The organism is Virgibacillus ihumii, from assembly GCF_902726655.1.
Classification (GTDB): domain Bacteria; phylum Bacillota; class Bacilli; order Bacillales; family Amphibacillaceae; genus Lentibacillus; species Lentibacillus ihumii.
This window is the reverse complement of sequence record NZ_CACVAN010000001.1, coordinates 1,081,383-1,105,495: the sequence shown is the minus strand read 5'-3', so window position 1 is coordinate 1,105,495 and position 24,113 is coordinate 1,081,383. Positions and strand designations below refer to the sequence as shown.

The window sequence follows — 24,113 nt, the reverse complement described above, 5'->3', positions numbered from 1 at the left end:
CATATAATATTAAAGATAAACATGTTAAAATGATGGATGAAGGCAAATTATGGAACGAGGTGTCACTATGAGCTCTACTGACAAAACGATGAAGTTTAACTTTTCAGAAGAACCTTTTGATCAGGATATCAAGGAAATACTGCTGACCGTCCATGGTGCCCTTAAGGAAAAAGGTTATAATCCGATAAATCAGATTGTTGGCTATTTATTATCCGGTGATCCTGCCTATATACCGAGATATAATGATGCCAGAAATTTAATCCGTAAAATTGAACGTGATGAGGTTATTGAGGAATTGGTCAAGTTTTACCTTGAAGAACAGCGCAGGAAAAGCTGAATGAAGATTATGGGTTTGGATGTCGGCTCCAAGACAATTGGTGTTGCTGTCAGTGATGCATTTGGCTGGACTGCCCAGGGTTTAACAACAATTAAATGGGATGAACACGATATTCATTCCGCAGATGATGAACTGAAGCAGATTATAGCAAAGCACGATGTTGAAAAAGCGGTTGTAGGGTTGCCCAAACATATGAACGGCAGCATTGGAGATCGTGGAAAAGCATCCGAAGTCTACGCCAAACATTTCGAAAAAGTTCATGATATCCCCGCAGTTCTATGGGATGAAAGGCTTACAACGATGGCTGCGGAACGTGTTCTGCTGGAAGCTGATGTGAGCAGGAAGAAACGGAAAAAAGTAATAGATAAAATGGCTGCTGTTATGATACTGCAAGGGTATCTTGATCAGCCCCAGGAAACGAGGTGACGTAATGCCACTGGATGAAAAGGAACGAATTATCATTCCCGATGAAAATGGGGAAGAGCATCTTTTTGAAGTATTGTTTTCATTTGATGTTGACCAGACGGAACAATCCTATATTGCTGTGGTGCCCGTTGAGCAGAAGGATGATGATGAAGTTGAAGTGTATGCTTTCCGTTATGAAGAAAAAGAAAACGATGACAATGATCTTTCACTATTTGCCATAGAGTCGGACGAAGAATGGGAAATGGTGGAGGAAATGTTAAACACATTGGCCGATGAAGAAGACCAGGATCAGTAATCCCTGAAACCAAATAACTGATTGCTTAGCCGACGTCGGGTAAAGATGTCGGCTATTGTTATATTTCTAGATATTTTATGCTTTTTTTAGTATAATTAACCGGGTGAAAGGGGGATACCCAATGAGCAAGGATAAAAAGCCACGGAAATACAGAGACAACCTAAAATTGCGCAGTGAAGAATCCCGGCTTGTCCGTAAAATTGTAATGCTCATTATTGTGGCAGTAATCCTTATTCTGGTTGTTGGTGGTATATCAGGTTATATGTACATTAAATCAGCTTTGCAGCCAGTTAACCCTGACAGTGAAGAAAAAGTAAAAGTGGAAATACCGATGGGTTCCTCAACTTCTGATATTGCATCGATATTGGAGGAAAACGGAATTATTAAAGATGGTCGGGTTTTTCGATTTTATATTAAATTTAATAATGAATCTAACTTTCAGGCTGGTAATTATACGTTTTCACCTTCAATGGAAATTGATGAGATCATAACATCGCTTAAGAAAGGCAAGGTTATGCAAGAGCCACTGTTGCGGATAACAATCCCGGAGGGTCAAACAATTAAAGAAATGGCAAAAATTTATTCAAAAAAATTGTCATTTAGCAAAAAAGATTTTTTAAATAAAGTAAATGATCGTGATTATATTGAATCATTAATTGACAGATATCCTGCAGTTTTGACAAAAGATATACTGAACCCGGATATCAGAACCCCACTGGAAGGCTATCTTTATGCTGCAACTTACAATTTTTATACAAAAAGTCCAAGTGTTGAATCAGTCGTAGAACGTATGCTGGAGAAAACAGTAACTGTTGTAACGCCATACCTGAATGAGATTTCAGAACAGGATTTGACTGTGCATGAAGCAATGACGATGGCTTCGCTGGTTCAAAAAGAGGCAAGCTCTGTTAAACAACGTAAAAAAATCGCTGGTGTATTTTATAATCGACTTGATAAAGGCATGCCGCTTCAAACGGATCCAACCGTTTTATACGCGTTAGGCGGACATAAAGAAAAAGTATTATATAAGGATCTTAAAATTGAATCGCCATATAATACTTATCATGTTGATACATTACCGGTTGGACCGATCTCCAATTTTGCCGAAAGTTCATTGAAAGCAACAGTGAATCCTGAAAAGTCAGATTTTCTTTACTTTTTGCATGATGACAAAGGGAATATCCATTACGCAGAGACACTTAAAAAGCACAGGCAAAATAAAAAGAAATATATTAATTAGGGATGTTGTAGAAGAAATGGTAGGATAGTTCAAGACAGTTATCTGCATGATTTGAGAAATTCCCAACGAGTCAAACAATTGAAGGAAGTGTGAATTCTATTCACATTTCCCGTTTTTTTACACATTAATAATTAGGCTGTCTTGGTAGAGAGTGTCGTTTTTGTCAATCACAAAATCCATAAACTGCGATATAGTATGATGTGTTACCATCGCTGCGGAAATACACGTCGCTTTCCGTGGGCGGCTGATGAGCCTCCTTGCGCTACCGCGCTGCGGAGTCTCATCTAGGCCTCTGCTCCCACAGGAGTCTCCGCGTATTTCCTCCGCTGATTCTTGTTCTGTTATCCACCGTCGCGGTCAGGAAACTTTACGAGATAATACTATATCGCAGTTTAGTTCAACAACGAAGTTAAAAAAACATAATATACGAAAATAGCTAATAATTAAGTTCAGGGGCTGACAAAATGGAGGAAAAACTGGATCAATATTTACAGAAAATGCTACTGCCTGCAGATGAGTGGGTTCGTGATCTTGCAGCAGAGGCTAAAGCAGACCGTGTTCCCATTATGGATCCGGTCGGAATGAATTTCGTGATGCAGCTTATCCGTTTAACCAAACCGCAACGAATTTTGGAAGTGGGTACCGCCATCGGGTATTCAGCAATGCGGATGGTTGAGGCAAATCCGTATGCTTCTATCATAACCATTGAACATGATAAAGTTCGTTACAACCAAGCGTTTAACAATATTCATAAAATGGAAATGGAGCACAACATTGAGGTTATCCATGGCGATGCATCTGAGGTTATTCCAACATTAGCAGCAGAAGAATCCTTTGATATGGTATTTATTGATGCAGCAAAGGGTCAATATAAACGTTTTTTTGAATTGGCTGCACCACTTCTTTCTGATAATGGATTCATACTTTCAGATAATGTATTGTTTAAAGGATACGTAGCAGATGAAGAAAAAGAGCATCCAAGATTTCAAAAAATAGCCCGGAAGCTTCGGGACTACAACGACTGGCTGATCCAACATCCGAATTTTATTACATCTATTGTTCCAATTGGTGACGGTGTAGCAATCAGTTATAAAAGTAATGGAAAGGAACTGAAAGATTATGTCTGAAAAACCTGTTGTTATAGGAGTTGCAGGCGGAAGCGGGAGCGGAAAAACAACTGTCACCCGTTCTATCTGTCAGCGTTTTGCTGATAAGACAATCCTTGTTATTGAACAGGATTATTATTATAAAGATCAGAGTCATCTTCCTTTTGAAGAGAGACTGAACACAAACTACGACCATCCGTTGGCATTTGATAACGATTTGCTGATCAGTCACTTGCATGATTTAATGAATCAAAAATCAATTAAGAAACCTGTTTACGATTATAAAGTTCATACACGTTCCAATGAGGTTATTCCGGTAGAACCAAAAGAAGTCATTATTTTGGAAGGAATTTTGATACTGGAGGATCCACGTCTGGTTGATTTGATGGATATCAAGGTGTTTGTGGATACTGACTCTGACGTTCGTATTATTAGACGGTTACTAAGGGATATTAAAGAACGTGGAAGAACACTTGATTCGGTAATCGATCAATATGTGAATAATGTACGTCCAAGCCATTTGCAGTTTGTCGAGCCAACGAAGCGTTATGCGGATATCATTATTCCGGAAGGCGGTCAAAACCATGTCGCAATTGATATAATGGCAACGAAAATTGAAAATATCCTAACTAAAAACCGACAAAATAAAGAATGAAAAGGTATTGAAAACATAAATAAAATCTGCCATAGTAGTGTTTAGTAAATATAATACAAGCTTTTATGAATGAATAAACGTATAGTACGAAGGTATTTATGCTTTCTTACTGTACAACATAAGCCCTTTTCATTTTCGTCGGCCAGTTTTTTGGATACATGATAGAAATAGGTATATGCTGTTTTTTAGTGAGCTTATGTATGATTTACAGTTAATATTGGAGGATCACAAAGGAGTGTAATAAGAATATGGCTACAGAGAAAAGTTATTATATGACCGATGAGGGGAAAGAGAAACTCGAGAATGAATTGCACTATCTGAAAACAGAACGCAGACAGGAAGTAGTGGAAAGAATTAAAGTTGCCCGCAGTTTTGGTGACCTTTCCGAGAATTCCGAGTACGATGCAGCAAAGGACGAACAAGCATTTGTTGAAACACGTATTTCACAGGTAGAAACAATGATTCGCAATGCAGTCATTATTGAAAATGATAATGAGAATCCAAACATTGTGTCACTTGGCAAGTCAGTAACCTTCAAAGAACTTCCAGACGGTGAAGAAGAAACATATACGATAGTTGGAAGTGCAGAAGCAGATCCATTTGAGGGAAAGATATCGAATGATTCACCAATGGCTAAAAGTTTATTAGGTCACGAAATCGGAACAGAGGTTTCCGTAGTAACACCAGGTGGCGATATTCAGGTTGAAATTGTTAAAGTTGACTAATGATTGGATGAAACGGAATGGATAATTCATTCCGTTTTTTTTCGTCTAAGAAAGGGTGTTAACTGCAGTTTTCTCAGGTGATTTACGATTTCCCCGGCATATATTTTTGTGTGTAAAATATGATATTATAGTCATGTGCACTATGGGGAGGGAAGCGGCCATGTCTGAAAACCAGAAAAATTCACGGGTTGGCAAATTTGATAAGCGGAGAAAAAATACAAAATCACTGACTATTTTCACGATACTTGGAAGTGTGCTTCTGGTCGTCTTTATAGCACTGCTGGTAGTTGGTGGCGATAATGAAGAGATGGCAGAAGGGAGCGGAACAAATCAGTCCGAGGGTGAACAAAGTAATCATAACGGTAAAGCAAATTCTGACGAGAAGCAGGAAAGCAGCTCCGGGAGTTCCGGTGATAGTGATGAACAATTAGAGGATGCGCAGCAAAAAAATGATAGCAACAACGAAGAAAGACAAAAAGTGAAACCTTCAGACGATAATGTGGTCAAAGCATATACGGGTAATTGGCAGCCGGTGGGAACGGAACAGACTGGCCCGCATACGATTAACTATAATGAAGGATCACAGGATCGGATTGAAATGAGAAAAGCAATATCAACAGCAACCGATTTAAACAGTGAAAACCTGATAATGTGGTGGATTTCCAGAAATGGTGATCAAAAGGTAGTAGTGACCACTTCTGATGCAAATGAAACGAATACCTACCGTGTATATTTGACATGGGTTAAAAATGAGGGCTGGAAACCAACAAAGGTGGAAGAACTTAAAGAAAATGATCAGAAGTACAGATTTGAATAACAATCAATTGTGGGATGAAGGGGGCATTTGCGATGCCAATTGGAATTATTGGTGCGATGGATGAGGAAATAGAGATGTTAAAGCAGCAGATGACAGACAGAAGCGAAATAACTGTAGCCAACTGTCTGTTTATTGAAGGTAAACTTTTTGAAAGGGATATCGTTTTGCTTAAATCGGGTATCGGAAAAGTGAATGCGGCAATGGCTGCAACTATAATGCACGAAAGATATGCGCCCTCACATGTTATAAATACCGGATCAGCAGGCGGATTTGCAGATTCGCTTCAGGTTGGTGATATTGTCATATCCTCAAAAGTTGTTCATCATGATGTGGATTGTACAGCATTCGACTATGCTTATGGACAGGTACCAGGTATGCCTGCAGTGTATGTACCGGACAAATCATTGGTAATGAAAACTTCGGATGCAATTAAAGAATTGGGAGTGCGATATACAGAGGGAATTATTGCAACTGGTGATTCCTTTATGTCCGATTCTTCCAGGGTCGCATTTGTAAAAGAACGATTCCCTGCGATGATTGCCGGTGAAATGGAGGCTGCTGCTATTGCACAGGTTTGTTATCAATACGGAAGTCCTTTTGTAATCATTCGTGCGTTGAGTGATATCGCCGGAAAAGATTCATCCGTTTCCTTTGATGCATTTTTGGAAACTGCGGCAGAAAATGCTGCCAAACTGATTATGAAGGTCATACCAGCTATATAATATATTATAAAATCATAATGAGATAACGATTAACGGAAGCGCGATGATGATTATATATCGCGCTTCACGTGTTTTAACCTCTTCTTTCTTTACGGAAATATTCATGAAATACTTTCATTAGCGCTCTTTTTTCAATACGCGATACATAACTTCTGGAAATGTCAAGCATCTGAGCGATTTCCCGCTGTGTCATTTCGTTGTGGTTATTGAGTCCGTATCGGTAAAGAATAACCTCTTTCTCACGGGTATCCAAAATTGATAAGTATTCATTCATTTTGTCAATTTCCATATTTAATTGGATGTATTCGATTATATTTTGGTTTTCCGCTTCCAGAATATCAATGAGACTGATCTCATTTCCTTCCTTATCCTGGCCAATCGGATCATGCAATGAAACATCCTTCCTTACTTTTTTTAAAGCGCGTAAATGCATCAATATTTCATTTTCAATACAACGTGCAGCGTAGGTCGCCAGTTTTGTTCCTTTGTCCGTTGAGTAACTTTCGATTCCTTTAATCAGTCCAATGGTGCCGATGGAAATTAAGTCTTCCATGTCCTCACCGGTATTTTCAAACTTCTTGACAATATGGGCGACAAGTCTTAAATTGTGCTCGATCAATTTGTTGCGTGCTTCATGACTTCCATTTTGCATCGCTTCGATATACTTTTTTTCATCTTCAGGGGGGAGCGGTTGAGGAAAAGCGTGATTTTTTACATACGACACAAAAAATAATGCTTCTTTAATTAATAAAGCAAGGACACTCAAAATTCCCGACAAACATAGCCACCTCCTTAACGAGCCAGTTGGGCTTCAGCCCATATAACATCTTTATGAAGGTGTAAGGCATTTTGTGTCTGTCCTTATTAAATACATAAAAAAACCGGCTATGCTGAAAATAGCCGGAAAAGTCAGTGCTGCTTTGTATGTTTTTGGATTGCATCTTCGTATTCATCCCGCCTGTGCTTCAGTACCGGTTTTATGCCTTTCCGATGCGCAGCACGTGCAATCATATGACCGGAAACCGGTGACGTTAAAAAGACAAATACAATAGCCAGTAATAATTTACCGCTGACAATACCATCATTTATGTACAAATAGAGTGTAGCTCCAACCAGAATGCCAACCACACCAAGTGTTGCTGATTTAGAAGCCGCATGCAACCTTGTAAACACATCAGGAAAGCGTATTATTCCGATTGAGCTGGATAGCATGAAAAATACTCCGAATAAGAGGAAAAAGATGATGATTAAATTCAAAATGATGCTAATCAGTGTCTCGATCAATAATAACACCCTTTTCAAGATATTTGGCAATGACAAGTGTGCCGATGAACAATAAAATACCAATTAATAGAACAACATCATTAAACTTGGTTGTTCCCAGTGTGATAGATAACAATGCTCCCAGTCCTACCATGTTTATTCCGATTGCATCAAGAGCTACTGCACGATCTGCATTGGTTGGCCCTTTAACAATCCGGATCAGAAGCAAAATAAGCGAAACAGCAATTAAAATCAGGCTCACTTGCGTAGCAATTGGTATTATATTTTGTGTGACCTGAAGAATGTCGTTCATCGTGTCACCTCCATAATCGCTTTTTCAAATGTATCTTTAATGGAGTTGATCTCATCATTGATATCGTCTATGTCCAGTGCATGAATGTAAATATGGGTATTGTCCTCTGATACAGCCACAGACAACGTACCTGGTGTGAGTGTAATCAGATTGGCCAACAGTGTAATTTCCCAATTGCTTTTTAATTCAGTCGGAAGGGCAAATATGCCGGGCTCAAACTCCGGTTTTGGATTATAGACAAGCTTGACAATATCAATATTTGATTTAATCAATTCTTTAATAAATAACATAATCAACATGAAAATTTTATAAACCCGTTTAAGGTAAAATGAATCGGGTATAAAACGGTTTAATAAAAATAATAAGCCTAAACCGAGAATATACCCTGTAACAAAACTTGCTGCGGTATACGTTTCACTCAGAAACATCCACATTGTTGCGATAATTAAGTTTATCAGTATTTGAAAGGCCATCTGACATCACTCCTTAAGGACGGAATCGATATATATTTCCGGGTCAAGTAAATACGTTGAGATATTTTCGATAGACGGATAGATGAACTCCGCGCCTACACCTAAGAAAACGGATATTGCCACCAGAAAAGCGATCGGTCCAGTTAAACCTTTTATTGATTTTGGTTCAAAGGATTCATCTTTCACACCCCAGAACCCTTTGATAAATATTTTCATGATGGAGTACAAAATCAACAGACTGCTGATCAACCCAATAATCACAATGGCAATTTCATCATCAGACAGTGCTCCGGTAAGCAGAAGCAGTTTCCCGATAAATCCGCTGAAAGGCGGTATCCCTGCAAGAACAAATGCTGACACGAACAGAAGCCATCCTAAAACAGGATAGTAGTGGATTAACCCGCTGAACTTTCTCAAATCAGATGTACCTGCTACATATGCTACAGTTCCCGCAATAAGAAATAATGCCGCTTTAATAATCATATCATGAATCAGATAGTAAACAGATCCACTGACAGCCGTTTCATTGAAAACGCCGATTCCCATGATAATAAATCCAATCGCCGGGATGATATTATAGGCAATAATCAATTTGATATTGTTGGTGGATAAGGCCCCGATTACACCAAAGATCATCGATAAGCCTGCAATCCAAATAAAAACTTCGTGTGTAAGGTCAATTTTATAAATAAAAATTAATGAAAAGACACGAATGATAGAATAGATTCCGACTTTGGTTAACAATGCCCCAAATAATGCTGAAATAACCGGGTTCGGTTTAACATATGGGCTTGGCATCCAATAATACAATGGAAATAACGCTGCTTTTGTAGCAAAGACAAAAAACAACAGAATACCTATTGTTGTGAGAATACCTTGCTGATCCACCTCCTGTACACGCAATGCAATTTGAGCCATGTTGACAGTACCGACAGCTGCATATAAAAAGGCAACAGCGGTTACAAACAGGATGGAAGAAAATAGATTAATTAATACATATTTTATTGATTCCCTTAGTTGAACTTTGTCTCCTCCCAGGACGATCAACGCATAAGATGCCATCAACAGCACTTCAAAAAACACAAACAGGTTAAAAATATCTCCTGTCAGAAAGGCACCTGAGACACCGGTTATCAGAAAGAAAAAGAAAGCGTAAAAATAATACTGTTCCTTTTTGTCTGATAGGGAATGTGGCGCATAAAATGCACATGCAGCCGCAATGATGTTTGTCGTAAATACCAAAAGGATGGACAATGAATCAGCGACTAAAATAATTCCATAGGGTGCCGGCCAAGCCCCGGTTTCCAAAATGATTGATCCGGTGGTATAAACCGTAAATAAGATATAACCGGATACCAGCAGGTTTATTGTTATAAACACTTTGGCCAGTGATCGTACAAGCGTTAGCTTTTTTGGGAAAAATGCAAGTATAATTCCTGAAAGCAATGGAATGATGATTGGCAAGACTGCTAAATTACTCATGTTCGCTACCCCTTAACTCTTCCATATTGTCTGTTTTATTTTCATTTGCGGTCCGGTATGCAAGCACTATGACCAGACTGGTAACTCCAAAACTGATGACAATCGATGTCAGAATCAATGCCTGCGGAAGTGGATCCACATAATTTTCTACTCCCTCTGTTAAAATCGGCGGTTGTCCGCGTTTTAATTTTCCCATAGTCAGTATGAACAAATGTGCTCCGTGTGATATCAGTCCAGTACCAATAACAATTCGCAGCAGCTGTTTTTGCAGCAGATTGTAAATTCCTGTAGCAAATAAAAGTCCGGCGAGAATTGATGTAATAATTTCCATTTATTTCGCCCCCTTATTATTCTTCAAGTTGATGAGGCTGAAAATAGCCAGTGCCGCAATGCCAAGTACTGTTATTTCGAATAACGTATCAAGGCCTCGCATATCGACCAGAATGACGTTAACAATGTTGTCCCCTCCGCCAAGGGAGTGTGATGTTTTAATGAAGTATTCTGAAATGGTTCCAAACCAGTCAGTGCTGTGTGCAGAAATACCGATTAACGTCAACATGGAACCAAATCCAACCGAGATAATCGTATTGACTGTTTTGGTCCCTGCTGTTTCACCCCGCTCACGCATGGCTGGCAAATGGTAGAAGCAAAGCAGGAACAGCACTACAGTAACGGTTTCAATAATCAGTTGTGTTAATGCAAGGTCAGGTGCCCTGTATATGACAAACAGAATGGATATGCCATAGCCGACAACACCAAGTAATAAAATAGCTGACAAGTTACGCCTTGCAAATATTGTTGCAATTGCAGCAACAGTCATCACGATTGCGACGGCAATTTCAATTGCGGTGACCGGAGCAAGGTCATCAAAACGAATGGTAAACCCGCCGGTAATGATCATAAATGCATATGTAACGATGAAAGTTGTTCCCAATATAATTGCCATATACAGTCGCAGTGACCCGGTCATGTAAAAACCGGTAACCTTATTGGAATAAATATCCGTTTTATCCAACAGGACGTCATAAAGTTTGTTAGCACTCAATTTCCCTGGCAAGAAGTTATAAACACCGCTCCATTTTTTTCTTGTTAGAACAAGAATTGCACCGACTCCGACAACAATTAATGACATTTGAAATGCTCTGGAGTCAAAGCCATGCCAAAAATAAACGTCTGTAATTACTTCATTTCCATATACAGCTTCCGCTGCGTGTGCCAGAAACGTGCCATTGACAGCATTTGGGAAAATCCCGATCAGAATGACACCAAGCACCAGAACAAGTGGTGCTGTCAGCATTCCAAATGGAGCCTCATGTGGTTTCTTTGGCAGTTTGTCCAGTTGTTTGTTGCCGGTGAATACTCCGAAAAAGAAATACAACGAATAAACAAACGTGAAAATACTTCCCAGCACTGCCAGATATGGAATTGACTGTGCCAGCATTTGTGCTGTGCTGCCGACTCCTTCAGATAAATCAAGGGAAGACCCGAAAAACAATTCCTTACTGTAGAAACCATTCAGAAATGGAAGCGGAATTCCCGCCATTGAGAATGTGCCAAACAGCGCTAACGTTGCTGTCATCGGCATTAATGTCAGTAAACCGCCAAGTTTCCGGATATCTCTTGTGCCTGTTTCATGGTCAATTATACCGGCAACCATGAACAGACTGCCTTTAAAGGTGGCATGGTTTAAAATATGAAATACAGCTGCATAAACAGCAACTTGTGTACCGAATCCGAGCATTGCCATAATCATACCAAGCTGACTGATGGTGGAAAATGCTAAAATTGCTTTTAAATCTGTCTGTCTGACGGCCATATAGGAGCCCCAGCATAATGTTACGATCCCCATTATACTTACGATAATCAGGAACCATTCATAGTTTGAAAAAATTGGTGAAAAGCGTGCTACTAAAAACAACCCAGCTTTAACCATAGTGGCTGAGTGGAGGTAGGCACTGACCGGTGTCGGTGCTTCCATTGCATCGGGCAGCCAGATATGGAATGGAAATTGTGCCGATTTTGTAAATGCTCCCAGAAGCAGGAAACCAAGAATCAATGGCAGATACGGACTGTTTAATATAACGTCTGACTGCTCTATCATAGACTGGATGCTCGCAGTACCAGTTATCACATATAACAGAATAAATCCACCAAACATGCTCAAACCGCCAAAAATGGTAATCAACAGTGATTTTAATGCCCCGTATCTTGATCGTTCATTAAAATGCCAATAGCCGATTAACAGGAAAGATGAAATTGAAGTTAATTCCCAAAATGAATATAAAACAAATACGTTATCTGACAGCACAATTCCCAGCATTGCGGACATGAACATTAATAAGTAAACATAGAACTGTCCCAAACGTTCAGTTTTATCCAGATAGTAGATAGAATATAAAACAACAAGTGCCCCGATACCACTAATCAGTAATGCAAACAGAAGACTTAGTCCATCCAGATAAAAGTCAAAATTTATATGTAACGATGGAATCCATTGATAGGACTGTCTAATTGGAGAAAAACCATCTCCTATAAAACGAATGAAATACAAAAAAATGAAAAAGGGAATGAAAAACACAAAAATACCCGTGTGAATTTTATGTTTCAATTTACTTAGTGCAGGAATAAAACAAGCAAGTAATAGCGGGATAAGTACTATGTATATCATCTGGTGTTTCCTCCTAAAAGGGATGTTTAATTTTAGCAGATAGGATAGTATAAATCTTTCCTATCCGCATAAGTACAACGAAGGGATTGGCGAATGCCAAGTTTTCTAGTAAGTATAAGTGTTTAGTATAGCTTACATTTGGTTACTGATTATGATAAAACAGCTACAAAAAAATAAAATTCACCAAAATCAGCTTACCATAAACTTAAACCGGATAAAATAAAAAAACCCTATCATTAAAATGATAAGGGCATATTTCATCAACCTGTATTTTTTATTTTGTGCGCTAGGGATCGTTTATTAATTTCTTGTTTAATAAGATATACAAAATCAGGGCTTAAATTTAATTCATTTGCTTTATGATACGATTCAAGCAGCAGTTCGTCTGACAAATGTTCCAAAAATACAGCCCCCCAATCATTTACAGATAGGTTATTTGTTATTATTTAATCTACCATGAAATGATAGACGGGACAAGGCTTCAGTTATCTACAGACGGTTGTAGATAACATGTGTATAAAAAATAAAATGGTACGAAAAATGTTGATTTTTCAGTGTGGATAATGTGAATAAAGTTATCCACAATTCGAAATTTGCAGGAAATTGTCGAACGGTTTTTGACATATTTGACTAATAATATAGCATAAAGACGAATTACGTCATTATCCGTTAATTCTTTAAATGTAAAGATGAAAACCCATCCTGAAGATATAAGAAAAATGAAGCGAGAATGTGGAACAACTGCCAGTAAATGTCGGATAAGTTCAACTAACATTCAGGAGAAAACCACTCCGAATGAGTTTCACTTTACCGCAGTATGACGGGCAGTAACCCCGGCTAAATAAAAAGCCAACCTGAAGGAATTAAGGGGAGGAACTGCCCGTACAAGCCCGATAAGTTCAACTAACATTCGGGAGAAACCCACTCCCGAATGAAGTTTCACTTTATAATTATAGGAAATTATTATACGATTGAGTTGTCCTATATAAATTGTGTACATACATAATGAATTTTTTGTAAGTCTTAAAGAGGTGTGATTAGTGCTGAAGAAGTTTTTGCCGAATGAGCATGTGAAATCCATTTTCGATGTGCATCCGGTTGTGTTGCGGAAAAAAGGCATAAAAGGGATTATAACGGATTTGGATAATACCTTAGTTGCCTGGGATGTTCGCAATGCAACACCGGAAGTGATCCAATGGTTTAAACTGATGAAAGAATACGATATAAAAGTTACTATTATCTCAAATAATAAACAGGAGCGCGTCAAAATTTTTTCCGAACCGCTGGACACACCGTTTGTCTTCAGTGCCAGAAAACCGTTAAGCCATGCATTTAAGAGTGCTGCCAAAGAAATGAATTTAAAGAAAGAGGAAGTTGCTGTGATTGGCGATCAACTCCTGACGGATGTACTGGGCGGAAATTTTGCGGGATTTTATACTATTTTAGTTGTCCCAATCGTAAAGACGGATGGTAAAATAACTCGTATTAATCGCAAAATCGAGCGAAGAATTTTAAGTTATATGCGTAAGAAAGGGAAAATCACCTGGGAGGAAAAGTAAATGGAAGAATTAATATGCCAAGGTTGCGGGGCTCCAATTCAGACCACACAGCCGGATCAAATTGGCTATACGCCCAAATCGTCACTTGATAAAGACGTCGTATTATGCAAACGATGTTTTCGCCTGAAACATTATAATGACATTCAGGATGTTTCGGCAACTGATGATGATTTTTTACAGATGGTTAGTGAAATCAGAGAAAAAGAAGGAATTGTCGTACATCTTATCGATATTTTCGATGTGGAAGGAAGTATGCTGAAAAATCTGCCGAGAATTATCGGGGATAAACCGGTAATTTTAGCCGGAAATAAAATGGATTTATTGCCTAAATCCACGAATAAACGAAAGCTGACGCAATGGCTCAGATCTAAGGCGAACGACCTGGGTTTGACTGTGGAAGATGTATTTCTTATTTCTTCAGTTAAGGGTTATGGATTCAATGATTTAACTGAATCCATTGAATTTTACAGAGGAGGAAAGAATGTTTACATTGTTGGGACAACAAATGTCGGAAAATCAACCTTTATTAACCGGCTGATACGACAAACAACCGGCGAAGACCATGTCATCACGACTTCGTATTTTCCAGGCACGACACTGGGATTTATCAGCATACCCCTTGATGAACAGTCATCCTTGATTGACACACCCGGTATCGTTAATCGTGAGCAGATCGCACACTATATTTCCGACAATGATTTAAAAGTTATAACTCCTAAAAAGGAAATTAAACCGCGGGTATTTCAATTAAATTCCGGACAAACATTGTTCTTTGGTGGTCTCGGGCGGATTGATTTCATAAAAGGGGAACGCCAGTCGTTTGTTTGTTATTTTGCAAACAGCTTGTCCATTCACCGCACAAAATTGGAAAATGCAGATAAGCTATATGCTGAACATAAAGGAGTGCTGCTGTCACCTCCGGAAGGGGAGTCAATGAAAAAACTTCCGGAATTGAAAAAAAGCACCTACAGAATAAAAGAAGAAAAAACAGATATTGTGTTTCCGGGATTGGGATGGATCAGCTTACCGGATGGAGAGGCAACTGTTGCTGCGTACAGTCCAAAAGGTGTTCACATATCACTGCGAAAATCATTTTTCTAAGGGGGGAGTAGTCTTGACATTTCAATTAGGCCTGATCGGATATCCTATTCAACATTCGCTTTCCCCATGGATTCATCAAGGGTTTTTGACAAAAGCTAATTTGGAAGGGACGTATTCCATTATGGAAATCAGTTCGGATGATTCGTTTGAAGCTGAGTTGGACAATTTAAAGCAGAAAGGGTTGTCCGGCTTTAATGTAACATTGCCATTTAAAAAAAGGATAATTCCCTTTTTGGACGGTATGGATCACCATGCTGAATCAATTGGAGCCGTGAATACGGTGGTGGTGCAGAATGGAAAATGGATTGGCTATAATACGGATGGACTGGGTTATTTTACAGCATTAAAAAACAAATATCCCGAACTTTGTGCTGATCCGGATATACCGATATTAATTATCGGAGCTGGTGGAGCGGCACGAGGCATCTATTACAGCCTGATAACAAATGGTTTTTCCCATGTGGACATTGCAAACCGAACGAGGGATAATGCAAAATCTATTGCAGATCTCAATAATACGAGTGGAAGTTCTGCCGTTTTGAATTTATCCGAGGCAGAGGACTGTATTCGTCATTATGACTTAATTATTCAAACTTCTTCAATTGGTATGAAGCCGAATGAAGAACGTGTCATTGTCTCTGCAGAGGGAGTAAAACCAAGCAGTGTGGTCAGTGATATCATTTATCAGCCAATTGAAACGACATTCCTTAAACAGGCAAAACAAGCGGGAGCACATATCCATTATGGACATTCCATGCTGCTCTATCAGGCTCAGGCTGCATTTCAGCTATGGACAAATAAGCTAGTGGCTGTTGGAGAAATGGATCAGCAGCTGCAAACTATTCTGGAAGGAAGATAATATGTTAACAGGTAAGCAAAAGCGATTTTTAAGAGCGGAAGCCAATCAAATGAAGCCTATCTTTCAGGTTGGAAAAACCGGGGTAAATGACAACATGATTAACCAAATTGAAGAGGCACTGGAGAAACGGGAGCTTATTAAAGTCAGCATCCTGCAGAACTGTCTCGAAGATAAACGTACAGTAGCGGAACAGTTATCCAATGGAGCACAGGCGGAAGTTGTTCAGGTAATTGGAAATAATATTATACTATATAAGGAATCGGAAGAGAATAAACATATTCAGCTTCCTTAAAGGAGACTCCCTATGAAGCGTATTGGCATTTTAGGTGGTACGTTTGATCCGCCGCATATGGGACATTTGGTTATAGCAGAAGAAGTTCGTCTGGCGCTGGAACTGGATGAAATTTGGCTTGTTCCATCATTCGAACCGCCACATAAAGACACGGCTAAATCTGACAGCACAGATCGGTTGGAAATGGCGAAACGGGCGATACAGGGAAATCCCGCATTTAAAATTAACACGATAGAGGTTGACCGTATAGGAAAATCATATACATTTGATACAATGAAGGCATTGACATCGGAATTTCCGCATACAGACTTTTACTTTATTATCGGTGCTGATATGGTGGAATTTCTGCCACATTGGAAAAATATTAAGCCTTTAATGGAGCTGGTCAAGTTCGTCGGGGTACAGCGCAAGGGATACCAATTGGAAACAGATTTACCGGTAGAAGTGGTGGATATCCCAATGATTGAAATATCGTCAACGATGATTCGGCAACGGTTATCCGATCAGGGGTCAGTTAAATATCTGGTACCTGATACTGTTGAATCTTATATAAAGGAGAAACACTTATATGAAAATTGAGGAAGCTGTTGAATTTGTAAAACCACAACTGACAGAAAGCAGATTCGAGCACACACTTCGAGTTGCGGAAACAGCTGTTGAACTCACGGATATTTTCGGGGAATCGCGGGATAAGGTTGAACTTGCAGCAATTTTTCATGATTATGCGAAATATAAGCCATTGGAGGAAATGAAGCAGTTAATACTGGAATGTGGTGAGCTGCCCAATAATCTGCTGGATTATCATCATGAATTATGGCATGGTCCGGTCGCCTCCGTGTTAATTGACCGTGAGTATGGAATAAGTGACAACGAAATAAAAAGTTCCATTTATTGCCACACGACCGGGAAGGAAAAGATGAGCACAATGGACAGAATCATTTTTGTAGCTGATTATATTGAACCAGGCCGGTCATTCCCGGGGATTGATGAAGTGCGGCAGGCGGCCAGGGATGATTTGTATCTTGCTTCCTGGATGGCATTACGGAATACAATCCAGTTCCTTGTAAGCAAAAAGGCAACAGTTTATCCTGATACATTTCATGCATACAATGAATTAACAAGACAAATAAATGGGGGTATTTAATTTCATGGATAATAATGAACTCGTGCAAAGGGCTGCAAATGCGTGTGAAGATAAACGCGCAATGGATATTGTAGCATTGGACATGAAAGATGTCTCATTGATGGCTGATTATTTTCTCATTTGTCATGGGAGCAATGAACGGCAAGTACAGGCAATTTCCAGAGCCATTAAGGAATCGATGGAAGAAATAGATGTTTCCATAAAACGATTGGAAGGCTATGAACAGGCACGATGGATTCTCGTGGATCTTGGCGATGTAGTTTGTCATATTTTTCATAAGGATGAACGGTCCTACTATAATCTGGAGCGTCTATGGGGAGATGCATCTAAAATTGAATTGAATATAGGTCAGAACTGGTAATATGACGGCGTATCATCAAATGGCGAACGTATATGATAAATTAATGGATAATGCACCATATGAACAGTGGGTTGACTTTACCGAGAACATTATCAGCCGGTCTGGGAAAAATGTAAAAACCATTGCAGACCTGGGCTGTGGAACAGGTCAAATAGCAACAAAGCTTGCCCATAAAGGATACCAGGTTACGGGTGTTGACAACTCAGTAGATATGTTAAGTGTTGCTAGGAAACGGGCAGATCAGGAAAGAATGTCAATTCAATGGATTCATCAGGATTTGCAGTTTCTGGAAGGCTTAAACAATCTCGATGCCGCGATAAGTTTTTGTGATGTTATCAATTATATAACGGAAGAAGATGCGTTAAGGAGTGTCTTTCATTGTGTGGCTGAATCGTTGAAAACAGGTGGTTTGTTCATGTTTGATGTACATTCGGTTAATCAAGTCGTTCAGTTTTACGTAAATAACACCTTTGCCGATGTTCAGGATGATGTATCGTACATCTGGTTTTGCACAGATGGAGAAAAACCTGGAGAAATGCATCATGATCTTACGTTTTTTGTATATGATGGTAAAAAATATGATCGTTTTGAGGAATCACACTATCAGCGCACCTATTTTGTTCATTTTTATAAAAAACTTTTACATGAAGCGGGGTTTAAAATTTCAGGTTTATACGGGGATTTTTTAATGAATGTTGATTTTGACGAAGAAAAGTCTGAACGAATTTTTATTATTGCTGAAAAACAGCCGGAAAAATAAAATTTTCCGGCTGTTTTTTAAAAAAGAGGATTTTCCGGATTTGTGTCGAATAAGTAGTTTAGAATATTTTCCCCATTTCCTTCGAAGGATGTGAAAAACGGTGCTTGACTTCCTCAAGAAAAACTTCCTCTTTATTGTAATTGCTGTCGCAGTTGTTTTTATTTTATTCCTAAATAATGATAAAGTGAAGGAAAATGACGTTCACTCCAATAAAGTTTCTTTGCAAACACCTGCTGTTAGTAAGGAAAAGGAGGAGAATGTGTCTTCCGCAGCTGTTGTTGATGTCAAGGGTGCGGTCGTGAATCCTGGTGTTTATGAAGTCAGTTTGGAGTCCCGGGTGAATGATGTTATTGCACTTGCGGGCGGTTTCACAAAAAATGCGGATCAAACGATGGTAAATCTCGCACAAAAAGTGCAGGATGAAATGATTATCCTAATCCCGAGGAAGGGGGACCCAACAGTATCAGCGGCTCAATCAGGCGGCAGTGGAGCCAGAAAAATAAGAATCAACTATGCCTCACAGGAGGAAATTGAAACGCTGAATGGTATTGGTCCGTCAAAAGCGCAGGCAATTATCCAGTACCGGGATGAATTTGGATTGTTTAAATCCACAGAGGATTTGCTTGAAGTTCCCGGAATAGGTGAAATAACACTGCAAAATTTAGAGGATCGCATCCAAATCCCGTAAAAAACAGAAGTAATTAAAGGTGGTATACATAATGGAAAGAATATCCTGGAATCAGTATTTTATGGCGCAAAGTCACCTGCTTGCATTAAGAAGCACCTGTACACGGCTTATGGTCGGGGCAACCATTGTCAGGGAGAAACGGATCATAGCCGGTGGATATAATGGCAGTGTTTCCGGAAGTGTTCATTGTATCGATGAAGGGTGTTATGTTATTGACGGTCATTGCGTCCGCACCGTCCATGCTGAAGCAAATGCATTGCTTCAATGTGCAAAATTCGGAGTGCCGACAGAAGGAGCGGAGATTTACGTAACCCATTTTCCTTGTCTGCAATGCTGCAAGCAAATTATCCAGGCAGGAATCAAAAGTATCTATTATGCAACAGACTATAAGAACCATCCATATGCGGAGGAATTATTCACTGATGCCGGTGTGGAGACGAAGAAGGTTGAACTGTCAGCGATTGCACTTGACACTCGGTTTAAAGAAAAAGAGCAATACATCCATCATTTATTGAATGAACTTCATAACCATACAGATGATAATGAAACATTAGATGCATTGAAAGCTGAAGCGAAAGAGCTGTTTGATATTTAGGTGGCTGGTGTGAAAGGGTATTGGCATTTTCCTGCACTGGCAGCATTAAGCAGTTTTATAGCAATTGTAATTCATAATCCAATAATTATCGCATGCTTCCTTCTTTGGCTGGCCATCATGCTGCACAGAGGAAGGGTGCCGATAATTCCGGTTATGCTGTCCGTTATTTCTTTAGTTTCTTTTTATTTCTGGATCCCAGATCTTGATGAACTCACTGTCACGCAAAATAATGTAACCACTGAAACTATAGGGATCATCGGCCGAATTTCAGGACCTGTCCATGAGGGACCTAAGAAATTGGAGTTTGTATTTGAAGAGCGTGGAACAAACAAGGAATATCAGGCGGTTTATTTTAAAGATAGCAACAATCAATACCTTGGTAATTTGAAATATGGTGCACAATGCACTATTTCCGGAACCCTGGAATTGCCCGCCACTGCCAGAAATCCCGGTCAGTTCGACTACCGAAAATTTCTTCTCTCCAAAGGAATTACACATCAATTAATGATCGCATCACTTGCTGACATTGAATGTGATGGATCCTCTCCTCTAGACAACTTATATAAACTTCGCAGTAAATTAATTAATTATATAACTGGGAATGTAAGCCCAACCACCGCAGCTTGGATGAATGCTTTGGTTCTTGGAGATGATTCGCAGCTGGATGAAGAAACCATCGCATTATTCCAGCGTTGGAACCTGTCACACATTCTGGCCATTTCCGGTCAGCACATCGTACTAATTGTCGGTATGGTTTATTTTCTTCTCGTTAAGTTTTCTGTTTGTACGAAAGAACAAGCACAAACCATCATTATCTTCTTTTTGCCGTTGTATGCATTTCTTGCAGGCGGGGAACCGTCTGTCTGGCGAGCGAGTGTAATGGTAGTACTTGTTCTTATGATCAGCAGGGCGAGGGTCGCCTTCAGCGTAACAGATGTACTGGGTATTGTGTTTATTGCGCTGATAATTTTTAACAAATTTATTGTGTACAATGTCGGTTTTCAGCTCTCTTTTCTTGTCGCATTCGGACTGCTTTTGTCCCGCCAATGGTTGCTGCAAACCAATTCAGCTGCTTGGACTGTATTAAAAATCAGCTTTGTTGCTCAAATGCTGATTCTTCCGTTGCAGCTTGTGTACTTTTCAACTTTTCATCCGCTGTCCATCCTGGTAAATCTCCTTATTGTTCCATATTTTTCAATTATGGCTATCCCGTTTCTGTTTGTATTGATGCTGTTATTTCCGTTACAGCTTTTCACCTCGTTTATGGATAGTTTATTCTTATCGGTCCATCCGATCATTATCGGTTTTATTTCCAGGATTGATCAGGTTGCTTATTATCCATTCGTGATTGGGGATTTTTCATTGACTGCCTCCGTCGTTTATTATCTGGTGTATTTGGCATTTATGTATAATCTTCAACTTGTGAAAGTAAGGCAGGCTTTCCAGTATGGTTGCTGTTTGACATTGCTGATTGTCATGATTGCTGCCAAACCTTATTTGTCACCGGTTGGAAAAGTAACGATGCTTGATATTGGACAGGGAGATGCGATGGTAATTGAACTGCCGTATCGGAAAGGCGTGATTTTGATTGATGCCGGAGCTAAAATATCATTTGCGGATCAGCAGCCTACAGATACAGTTTATGATCAGGTCATCAAGCCATTTTTATATGAAGAAGGTATCCGGAAAATTGATGCAGTATTTATCAGTCATTCGGATTCGGATCATATGGGTAGTATTCCGTTTCTTGCAGCAGAAATGGATGTCAATAAAGTGGTTGTCAGCAATTATTATGAATTTAAAAACCCCATGCTGCAACTGCTGGAGTCGTCTGACACCCGAGTACAGCGTGTTGAAGCCGGTGGGATAATTACTGTAGGCGGCCAAACATTTCAAGTGCTTTCACCGGATTCGGACCGGGGATCAACAAATGAAAATTCACTTGTGCTGTATAGCATAATTGGCGGGAAATCCTGGCTGTTCACCGGCGATATCGGCAAAGAAACCGAAAAGTACATCATTTCCAAATACCCTGATTTAACAGCTGAAGTGCTGAAAGTAGCCCATCATGGCAGCGATTCATCGACTGATCCGGTATTTTTAAACCAAATTCAGCCAAGGGTTGCAATGATCTCAGCGGGAATAAATAATTCATATGGACATCCACATGCTGAAGTACTTACGGAACTTGAAAAAGCAAAATCGATTATAATCAGAACCGATAAAAAAGGTGCCATTCAGTATATTTATGAGCAGGAGAATGGAACATTTATGACTTACTTGCCATAAGCTGAAGCAGATGATGGTTAAATCATGGGAAATAATAAAAGAGACTGGAAATAATCCGTCTCTTTCTGCTTCAAGCTTATTTACATTGGTGGAAACGTTATTTTTGCATGCGGATGTTCTCAGGAGCTGACAACACTAATGGTTACACCGATAGCAAATATCAGGACAAAGAACAGAAATGAGAAAGTGAAGCCCATGATTGAATCTACAACATCATTGTTTTTGGATTGTACATCTTTTTCAAATTGGTTCATATCTACCCCTCCTATACAAGTTCAAGTATAAATGAATTACATAAAAAAATCCACCAGTGATTTTATACGTGAAGAATTCCCACCATTATTAGAAAGAGTTAACATCTATACTTTTGAGCTTGATGGTCATCCTATAAGTAAATACCGTTTGGAATGCAGTTCCTAGGGCTGGGTTGCGAACGTTCAAATAGATCATGGAGGGAAATTGCAGCTTCAATTTTCCTCCAGCTTTTTGAGAAATTGCTTGCTATCCACCTTTGAACGATTTACGATTAAATATATCGTAAATTGGAGTGAAAGGCATGACATATACTGAAGTTTTGCAGCAGACCAAAAAACAGCAAATTGTACCAGCATACTTATTATACGGAACTGAATCCTACTTCATTCAAAATATAGTTAAATCCATTACAAAAGCTGTTATTCCTGACGATGATAATGAAAATTTATCCGTGTATGATTTGGACGAGACCCCCGTGCAGGAAGTGGTAACAGATGCCGAAACGTTTCCTTTCTTCGGCGAGAAGAAACTGATTATTGCTCATAACCCATCTTTTTTAAAGGCAAAACCGGACAAACTTCCATTTGAGCATGACCTGGACAGGCTATCGCAATATCTGGAACAGCCGGTCGATTTTTCTGTGGTTGTTTTTGTCGCGCCATATGAAAAAATTGATACGCGAAAAAAAATCAGCAAAGCGTTTAAGAAAAATGGAGCTATTGCAGAGTGTATGCCGGTTAAGGATTATGAAATTGGAAAATGGATCGAGGATCTTATCAAAAGCATGAATATTACCATTGATAAAAAAGCATTTGATATATTGGAAACCGAGTTATCAAGTGACCTGCAATTACTGCAAAATGAAATAACCAAACTTGCCTTATTTGCAGGCGATGGCGGGCATGTAACTGCAGATGTTGCAGAAAGCTTGATATCCCAATCGACCAATAATTCATCACTGCGACTGGTCGATGCGGTAATCGAATCGAATTTGCACAAAGCAATTTCCATATACAAAAGTCTTGAAAAAATGAATGAAGAGCCGATTGGCATGATCGCATTATTGGCTTTTCAGTTCCGGACGATTCTCCGGGTTAAACTTCTTAAACAAAAAGGGTATAGTCAATTCCAGATGCAAAAGCAGCTTGCCGTTCACCCTTACGTTATTAAAATTGCCATGAATCGCGAACGGCAATTTTCGGTCAGGCGGCTTGAGGAAATTATGGATAGGTTAACAGAAGCAGATGCATCTATCAAACGGGGGCAAATGGAGAAAGAACTTGCTTTCGAATTATTATTGTATGAACTAATCCAACCTGCTTAAAAATTTTAAGATCCATGTATGTGAATTGTAAAACAGAAAAACAGTAAAAAAAACGATCCTTACGAAAGGGATCGTTTTTCACGTATACTAGGCACTAAGCTGGTTAACTTTTTTTGTGAGTCTTGATTTTTGGCGATTTCCATTATTTTTATGGACAACACCTTTTTGGATTGCTTTATCAATTTTTTTAACTGCCAAGTTTAATGCAGGCTTTGCATTCTCCGCATCTTTCGCCTCGATTAATTTCTCAACGCGCTTAATTTGGGTGCGCATATCTGATTTGAACTGCAAATTTTGTTCTTGCTTTGTTCTGTTTGTATCTACCCGTTTAATTGCTGATTTAATATTAGCCATTGTTTCACCT

At 39.2% G+C, this 24,113-nt stretch carries 31 protein-coding genes; 21 read left to right on the top strand and 10 right to left on the bottom strand.

Annotated elements, in window-relative coordinates; genetic code table 11:
- Positions 1–67: 67 nt before the first annotated feature.
- From HUX68_RS05570 to mtnN, 9 genes are all read left to right on the top strand, one after another.
- Entirely contained in the window at positions 68–337 is a 270-nt protein-coding gene (locus tag HUX68_RS05570; RefSeq protein WP_174613894.1) for an IreB family regulatory phosphoprotein, read from the top strand.
- Entirely contained in the window at positions 338–763 is a 426-nt protein-coding gene (gene ruvX / locus HUX68_RS05565) for a Holliday junction resolvase RuvX (protein ID WP_174613893.1), read from the top strand.
- Between the two features lie 4 nt (positions 764–767).
- A complete protein-coding gene (locus tag HUX68_RS05560; RefSeq protein ID WP_174613892.1) occupies positions 768–1,058 on the top strand; it encodes a DUF1292 domain-containing protein in 291 nt (96 codons plus the stop codon).
- 121 nt (positions 1,059–1,179) lie between these two features.
- Complete coding sequence (mltG, locus tag HUX68_RS05555) at positions 1,180–2,298, top strand: endolytic transglycosylase MltG (RefSeq protein WP_174613891.1); 1,119 nt, start codon at positions 1,180–1,182, stop codon at positions 2,296–2,298.
- Positions 2,299–2,762: 464 nt separating this feature from the next.
- A complete protein-coding gene (locus tag HUX68_RS05550) occupies positions 2,763–3,425 on the top strand; it encodes an O-methyltransferase (RefSeq protein WP_174613890.1) in 663 nt (220 codons plus the stop codon).
- The gene (gene udk / locus HUX68_RS05545) at positions 3,418–4,059 is read left to right on the top strand and encodes a uridine kinase (RefSeq protein WP_174613889.1); all 642 of its coding nucleotides are present in this window, start codon (positions 3,418–3,420) and stop codon (positions 4,057–4,059) included. Before HUX68_RS05550 ends, udk begins: the two co-directional genes overlap by 8 nt.
- 248 nt (positions 4,060–4,307) lie before the next feature.
- Positions 4,308–4,784: a transcription elongation factor GreA gene (gene greA, locus HUX68_RS05540; RefSeq protein ID WP_174613888.1), complete on the top strand. Its 477-nt coding sequence runs from the start codon at positions 4,308–4,310 to the stop codon at positions 4,782–4,784.
- 160 nt (positions 4,785–4,944) lie between these two features.
- Positions 4,945–5,601 (top strand): YrrS family protein, encoded by a 657-nt coding sequence (locus HUX68_RS05535; protein ID WP_174613887.1) that lies wholly within the window; start codon positions 4,945–4,947, stop codon positions 5,599–5,601.
- A gap of 32 nt (positions 5,602–5,633) precedes the next feature.
- Positions 5,634–6,323, top strand: a complete 690-nt coding sequence (gene mtnN / locus HUX68_RS05530; protein ID WP_174613886.1) for a 5'-methylthioadenosine/S-adenosylhomocysteine nucleosidase — start codon at positions 5,634–5,636, stop codon at positions 6,321–6,323.
- Positions 6,324–6,396: 73 nt separating this feature from the next.
- Here the strand turns inward: mtnN and sigK are convergent, their stop codons facing one another.
- From sigK to HUX68_RS05490, 8 genes are all read right to left on the bottom strand, one after another.
- The gene (gene sigK, locus HUX68_RS05525) at positions 6,397–7,101 is read right to left on the bottom strand and encodes an RNA polymerase sporulation sigma factor SigK (protein WP_174613885.1); all 705 of its coding nucleotides are present in this window, start codon (positions 7,099–7,101) and stop codon (positions 6,397–6,399) included.
- Between the two features lie 131 nt (positions 7,102–7,232).
- Positions 7,233–7,616, bottom strand: coding sequence for a monovalent cation/H(+) antiporter subunit G (gene mnhG / locus HUX68_RS05520; RefSeq protein WP_343033699.1), 384 nt, complete (start codon positions 7,614–7,616; stop codon positions 7,233–7,235).
- Positions 7,588–7,899 (bottom strand): Na(+)/H(+) antiporter subunit F1, encoded by a 312-nt coding sequence (locus tag HUX68_RS05515; RefSeq protein WP_174613883.1) that lies wholly within the window; start codon positions 7,897–7,899, stop codon positions 7,588–7,590. Before HUX68_RS05515 ends, mnhG begins: the two co-directional genes overlap by 29 nt.
- On the bottom strand, positions 7,896–8,372 hold the full coding sequence (locus HUX68_RS05510) for a Na+/H+ antiporter subunit E (RefSeq protein WP_174613882.1): 477 nt from the start codon (positions 8,370–8,372) through the stop codon (positions 7,896–7,898). The genes HUX68_RS05515 and HUX68_RS05510 overlap by 4 nt, the downstream gene beginning before the upstream one ends.
- Positions 8,373–8,378: 6 nt before the next feature.
- Complete coding sequence (locus tag HUX68_RS05505; RefSeq protein WP_174613881.1) at positions 8,379–9,854, bottom strand: Na+/H+ antiporter subunit D; 1,476 nt, start codon at positions 9,852–9,854, stop codon at positions 8,379–8,381.
- Complete coding sequence (locus HUX68_RS05500) at positions 9,847–10,185, bottom strand: Na(+)/H(+) antiporter subunit C (protein ID WP_174613880.1); 339 nt, start codon at positions 10,183–10,185, stop codon at positions 9,847–9,849. The genes HUX68_RS05505 and HUX68_RS05500 overlap by 8 nt, the downstream gene beginning before the upstream one ends.
- The gene (gene mbhE / locus HUX68_RS05495) at positions 10,186–12,522 is read right to left on the bottom strand and encodes a hydrogen gas-evolving membrane-bound hydrogenase subunit E (protein ID WP_174613879.1); all 2,337 of its coding nucleotides are present in this window, start codon (positions 12,520–12,522) and stop codon (positions 10,186–10,188) included.
- Between the two features lie 260 nt (positions 12,523–12,782).
- Positions 12,783–12,923: a sporulation histidine kinase inhibitor Sda gene (locus tag HUX68_RS05490; RefSeq protein WP_174613878.1), complete on the bottom strand. Its 141-nt coding sequence runs from the start codon at positions 12,921–12,923 to the stop codon at positions 12,783–12,785.
- Between the two features lie 639 nt (positions 12,924–13,562).
- Between HUX68_RS05490 and HUX68_RS05485 the strand changes: the two genes are divergently transcribed.
- The 11 genes from HUX68_RS05485 to HUX68_RS05435 all read left to right on the top strand — a co-directional run bounded on the left by HUX68_RS05485 (position 13,563) and on the right by HUX68_RS05435 (position 22,170).
- Positions 13,563–14,081 carry a YqeG family HAD IIIA-type phosphatase gene (locus tag HUX68_RS05485; RefSeq protein WP_174613877.1) on the top strand — a complete coding sequence of 173 codons (519 nt, stop codon included), beginning with the start codon at positions 13,563–13,565 and terminating at the stop codon, positions 14,079–14,081.
- Positions 14,082–15,182 carry a ribosome biogenesis GTPase YqeH gene (yqeH, locus tag HUX68_RS05480; RefSeq protein WP_174613876.1) on the top strand — a complete coding sequence of 367 codons (1,101 nt, stop codon included), beginning with the start codon at positions 14,082–14,084 and terminating at the stop codon, positions 15,180–15,182. It begins immediately after the preceding gene.
- A 13-nt stretch (positions 15,183–15,195) separates the two neighbouring features.
- A complete protein-coding gene (gene aroE / locus HUX68_RS05475) occupies positions 15,196–16,041 on the top strand; it encodes a shikimate dehydrogenase (protein WP_174613875.1) in 846 nt (281 codons plus the stop codon).
- A gap of 1 nt (position 16,042) precedes the next feature.
- Positions 16,043–16,333 (top strand): ribosome assembly RNA-binding protein YhbY, encoded by a 291-nt coding sequence (gene yhbY, locus HUX68_RS05470; RefSeq protein ID WP_174613874.1) that lies wholly within the window; start codon positions 16,043–16,045, stop codon positions 16,331–16,333.
- Between the two features lie 12 nt (positions 16,334–16,345).
- Entirely contained in the window at positions 16,346–16,912 is a 567-nt protein-coding gene (locus tag HUX68_RS05465; RefSeq protein WP_174613873.1) for a nicotinate-nucleotide adenylyltransferase, read from the top strand.
- Positions 16,902–17,477: a bis(5'-nucleosyl)-tetraphosphatase (symmetrical) YqeK gene (gene yqeK / locus HUX68_RS05460; RefSeq protein ID WP_174613872.1), complete on the top strand. Its 576-nt coding sequence runs from the start codon at positions 16,902–16,904 to the stop codon at positions 17,475–17,477. Before HUX68_RS05465 ends, yqeK begins: the two co-directional genes overlap by 11 nt.
- Positions 17,478–17,481: 4 nt before the next feature.
- Positions 17,482–17,838, top strand: coding sequence for a ribosome silencing factor (rsfS, locus tag HUX68_RS05455; protein ID WP_174613871.1), 357 nt, complete (start codon positions 17,482–17,484; stop codon positions 17,836–17,838).
- Between the two features lie 19 nt (positions 17,839–17,857).
- A complete protein-coding gene (locus HUX68_RS05450; RefSeq protein ID WP_246206617.1) occupies positions 17,858–18,598 on the top strand; it encodes a class I SAM-dependent DNA methyltransferase in 741 nt (246 codons plus the stop codon).
- A 100-nt stretch (positions 18,599–18,698) separates the two neighbouring features.
- Positions 18,699–19,286 carry a helix-hairpin-helix domain-containing protein gene (locus tag HUX68_RS05445; RefSeq protein ID WP_174613869.1) on the top strand — a complete coding sequence of 196 codons (588 nt, stop codon included), beginning with the start codon at positions 18,699–18,701 and terminating at the stop codon, positions 19,284–19,286.
- A gap of 31 nt (positions 19,287–19,317) precedes the next feature.
- Positions 19,318–19,881 carry a ComE operon protein 2 gene (locus HUX68_RS05440; RefSeq protein ID WP_174613868.1) on the top strand — a complete coding sequence of 188 codons (564 nt, stop codon included), beginning with the start codon at positions 19,318–19,320 and terminating at the stop codon, positions 19,879–19,881.
- A 9-nt stretch (positions 19,882–19,890) separates the two neighbouring features.
- Positions 19,891–22,170 carry a DNA internalization-related competence protein ComEC/Rec2 gene (locus HUX68_RS05435; RefSeq protein ID WP_174613867.1) on the top strand — a complete coding sequence of 760 codons (2,280 nt, stop codon included), beginning with the start codon at positions 19,891–19,893 and terminating at the stop codon, positions 22,168–22,170.
- 119 nt (positions 22,171–22,289) lie between these two features.
- On the opposite strand, the gene HUX68_RS05430 is transcribed toward HUX68_RS05435, so the two are convergent.
- Positions 22,290–22,424: a YqzM family protein gene (locus HUX68_RS05430; protein WP_174613866.1), complete on the bottom strand. Its 135-nt coding sequence runs from the start codon at positions 22,422–22,424 to the stop codon at positions 22,290–22,292.
- A gap of 302 nt (positions 22,425–22,726) precedes the next feature.
- Here HUX68_RS05430 and holA point away from each other — a divergent pair, with 302 nt between their 5' ends.
- Complete coding sequence (holA, locus tag HUX68_RS05425; protein WP_174613865.1) at positions 22,727–23,749, top strand: DNA polymerase III subunit delta; 1,023 nt, start codon at positions 22,727–22,729, stop codon at positions 23,747–23,749.
- 87 nt (positions 23,750–23,836) lie between these two features.
- Here holA and rpsT read toward each other — a convergent pair whose 3' ends face one another.
- On the bottom strand, positions 23,837–24,103 hold the full coding sequence (gene rpsT, locus HUX68_RS05420; RefSeq protein WP_174613864.1) for a 30S ribosomal protein S20: 267 nt from the start codon (positions 24,101–24,103) through the stop codon (positions 23,837–23,839).
- Between the last annotated feature and the right edge of the window lie 10 nt (positions 24,104–24,113).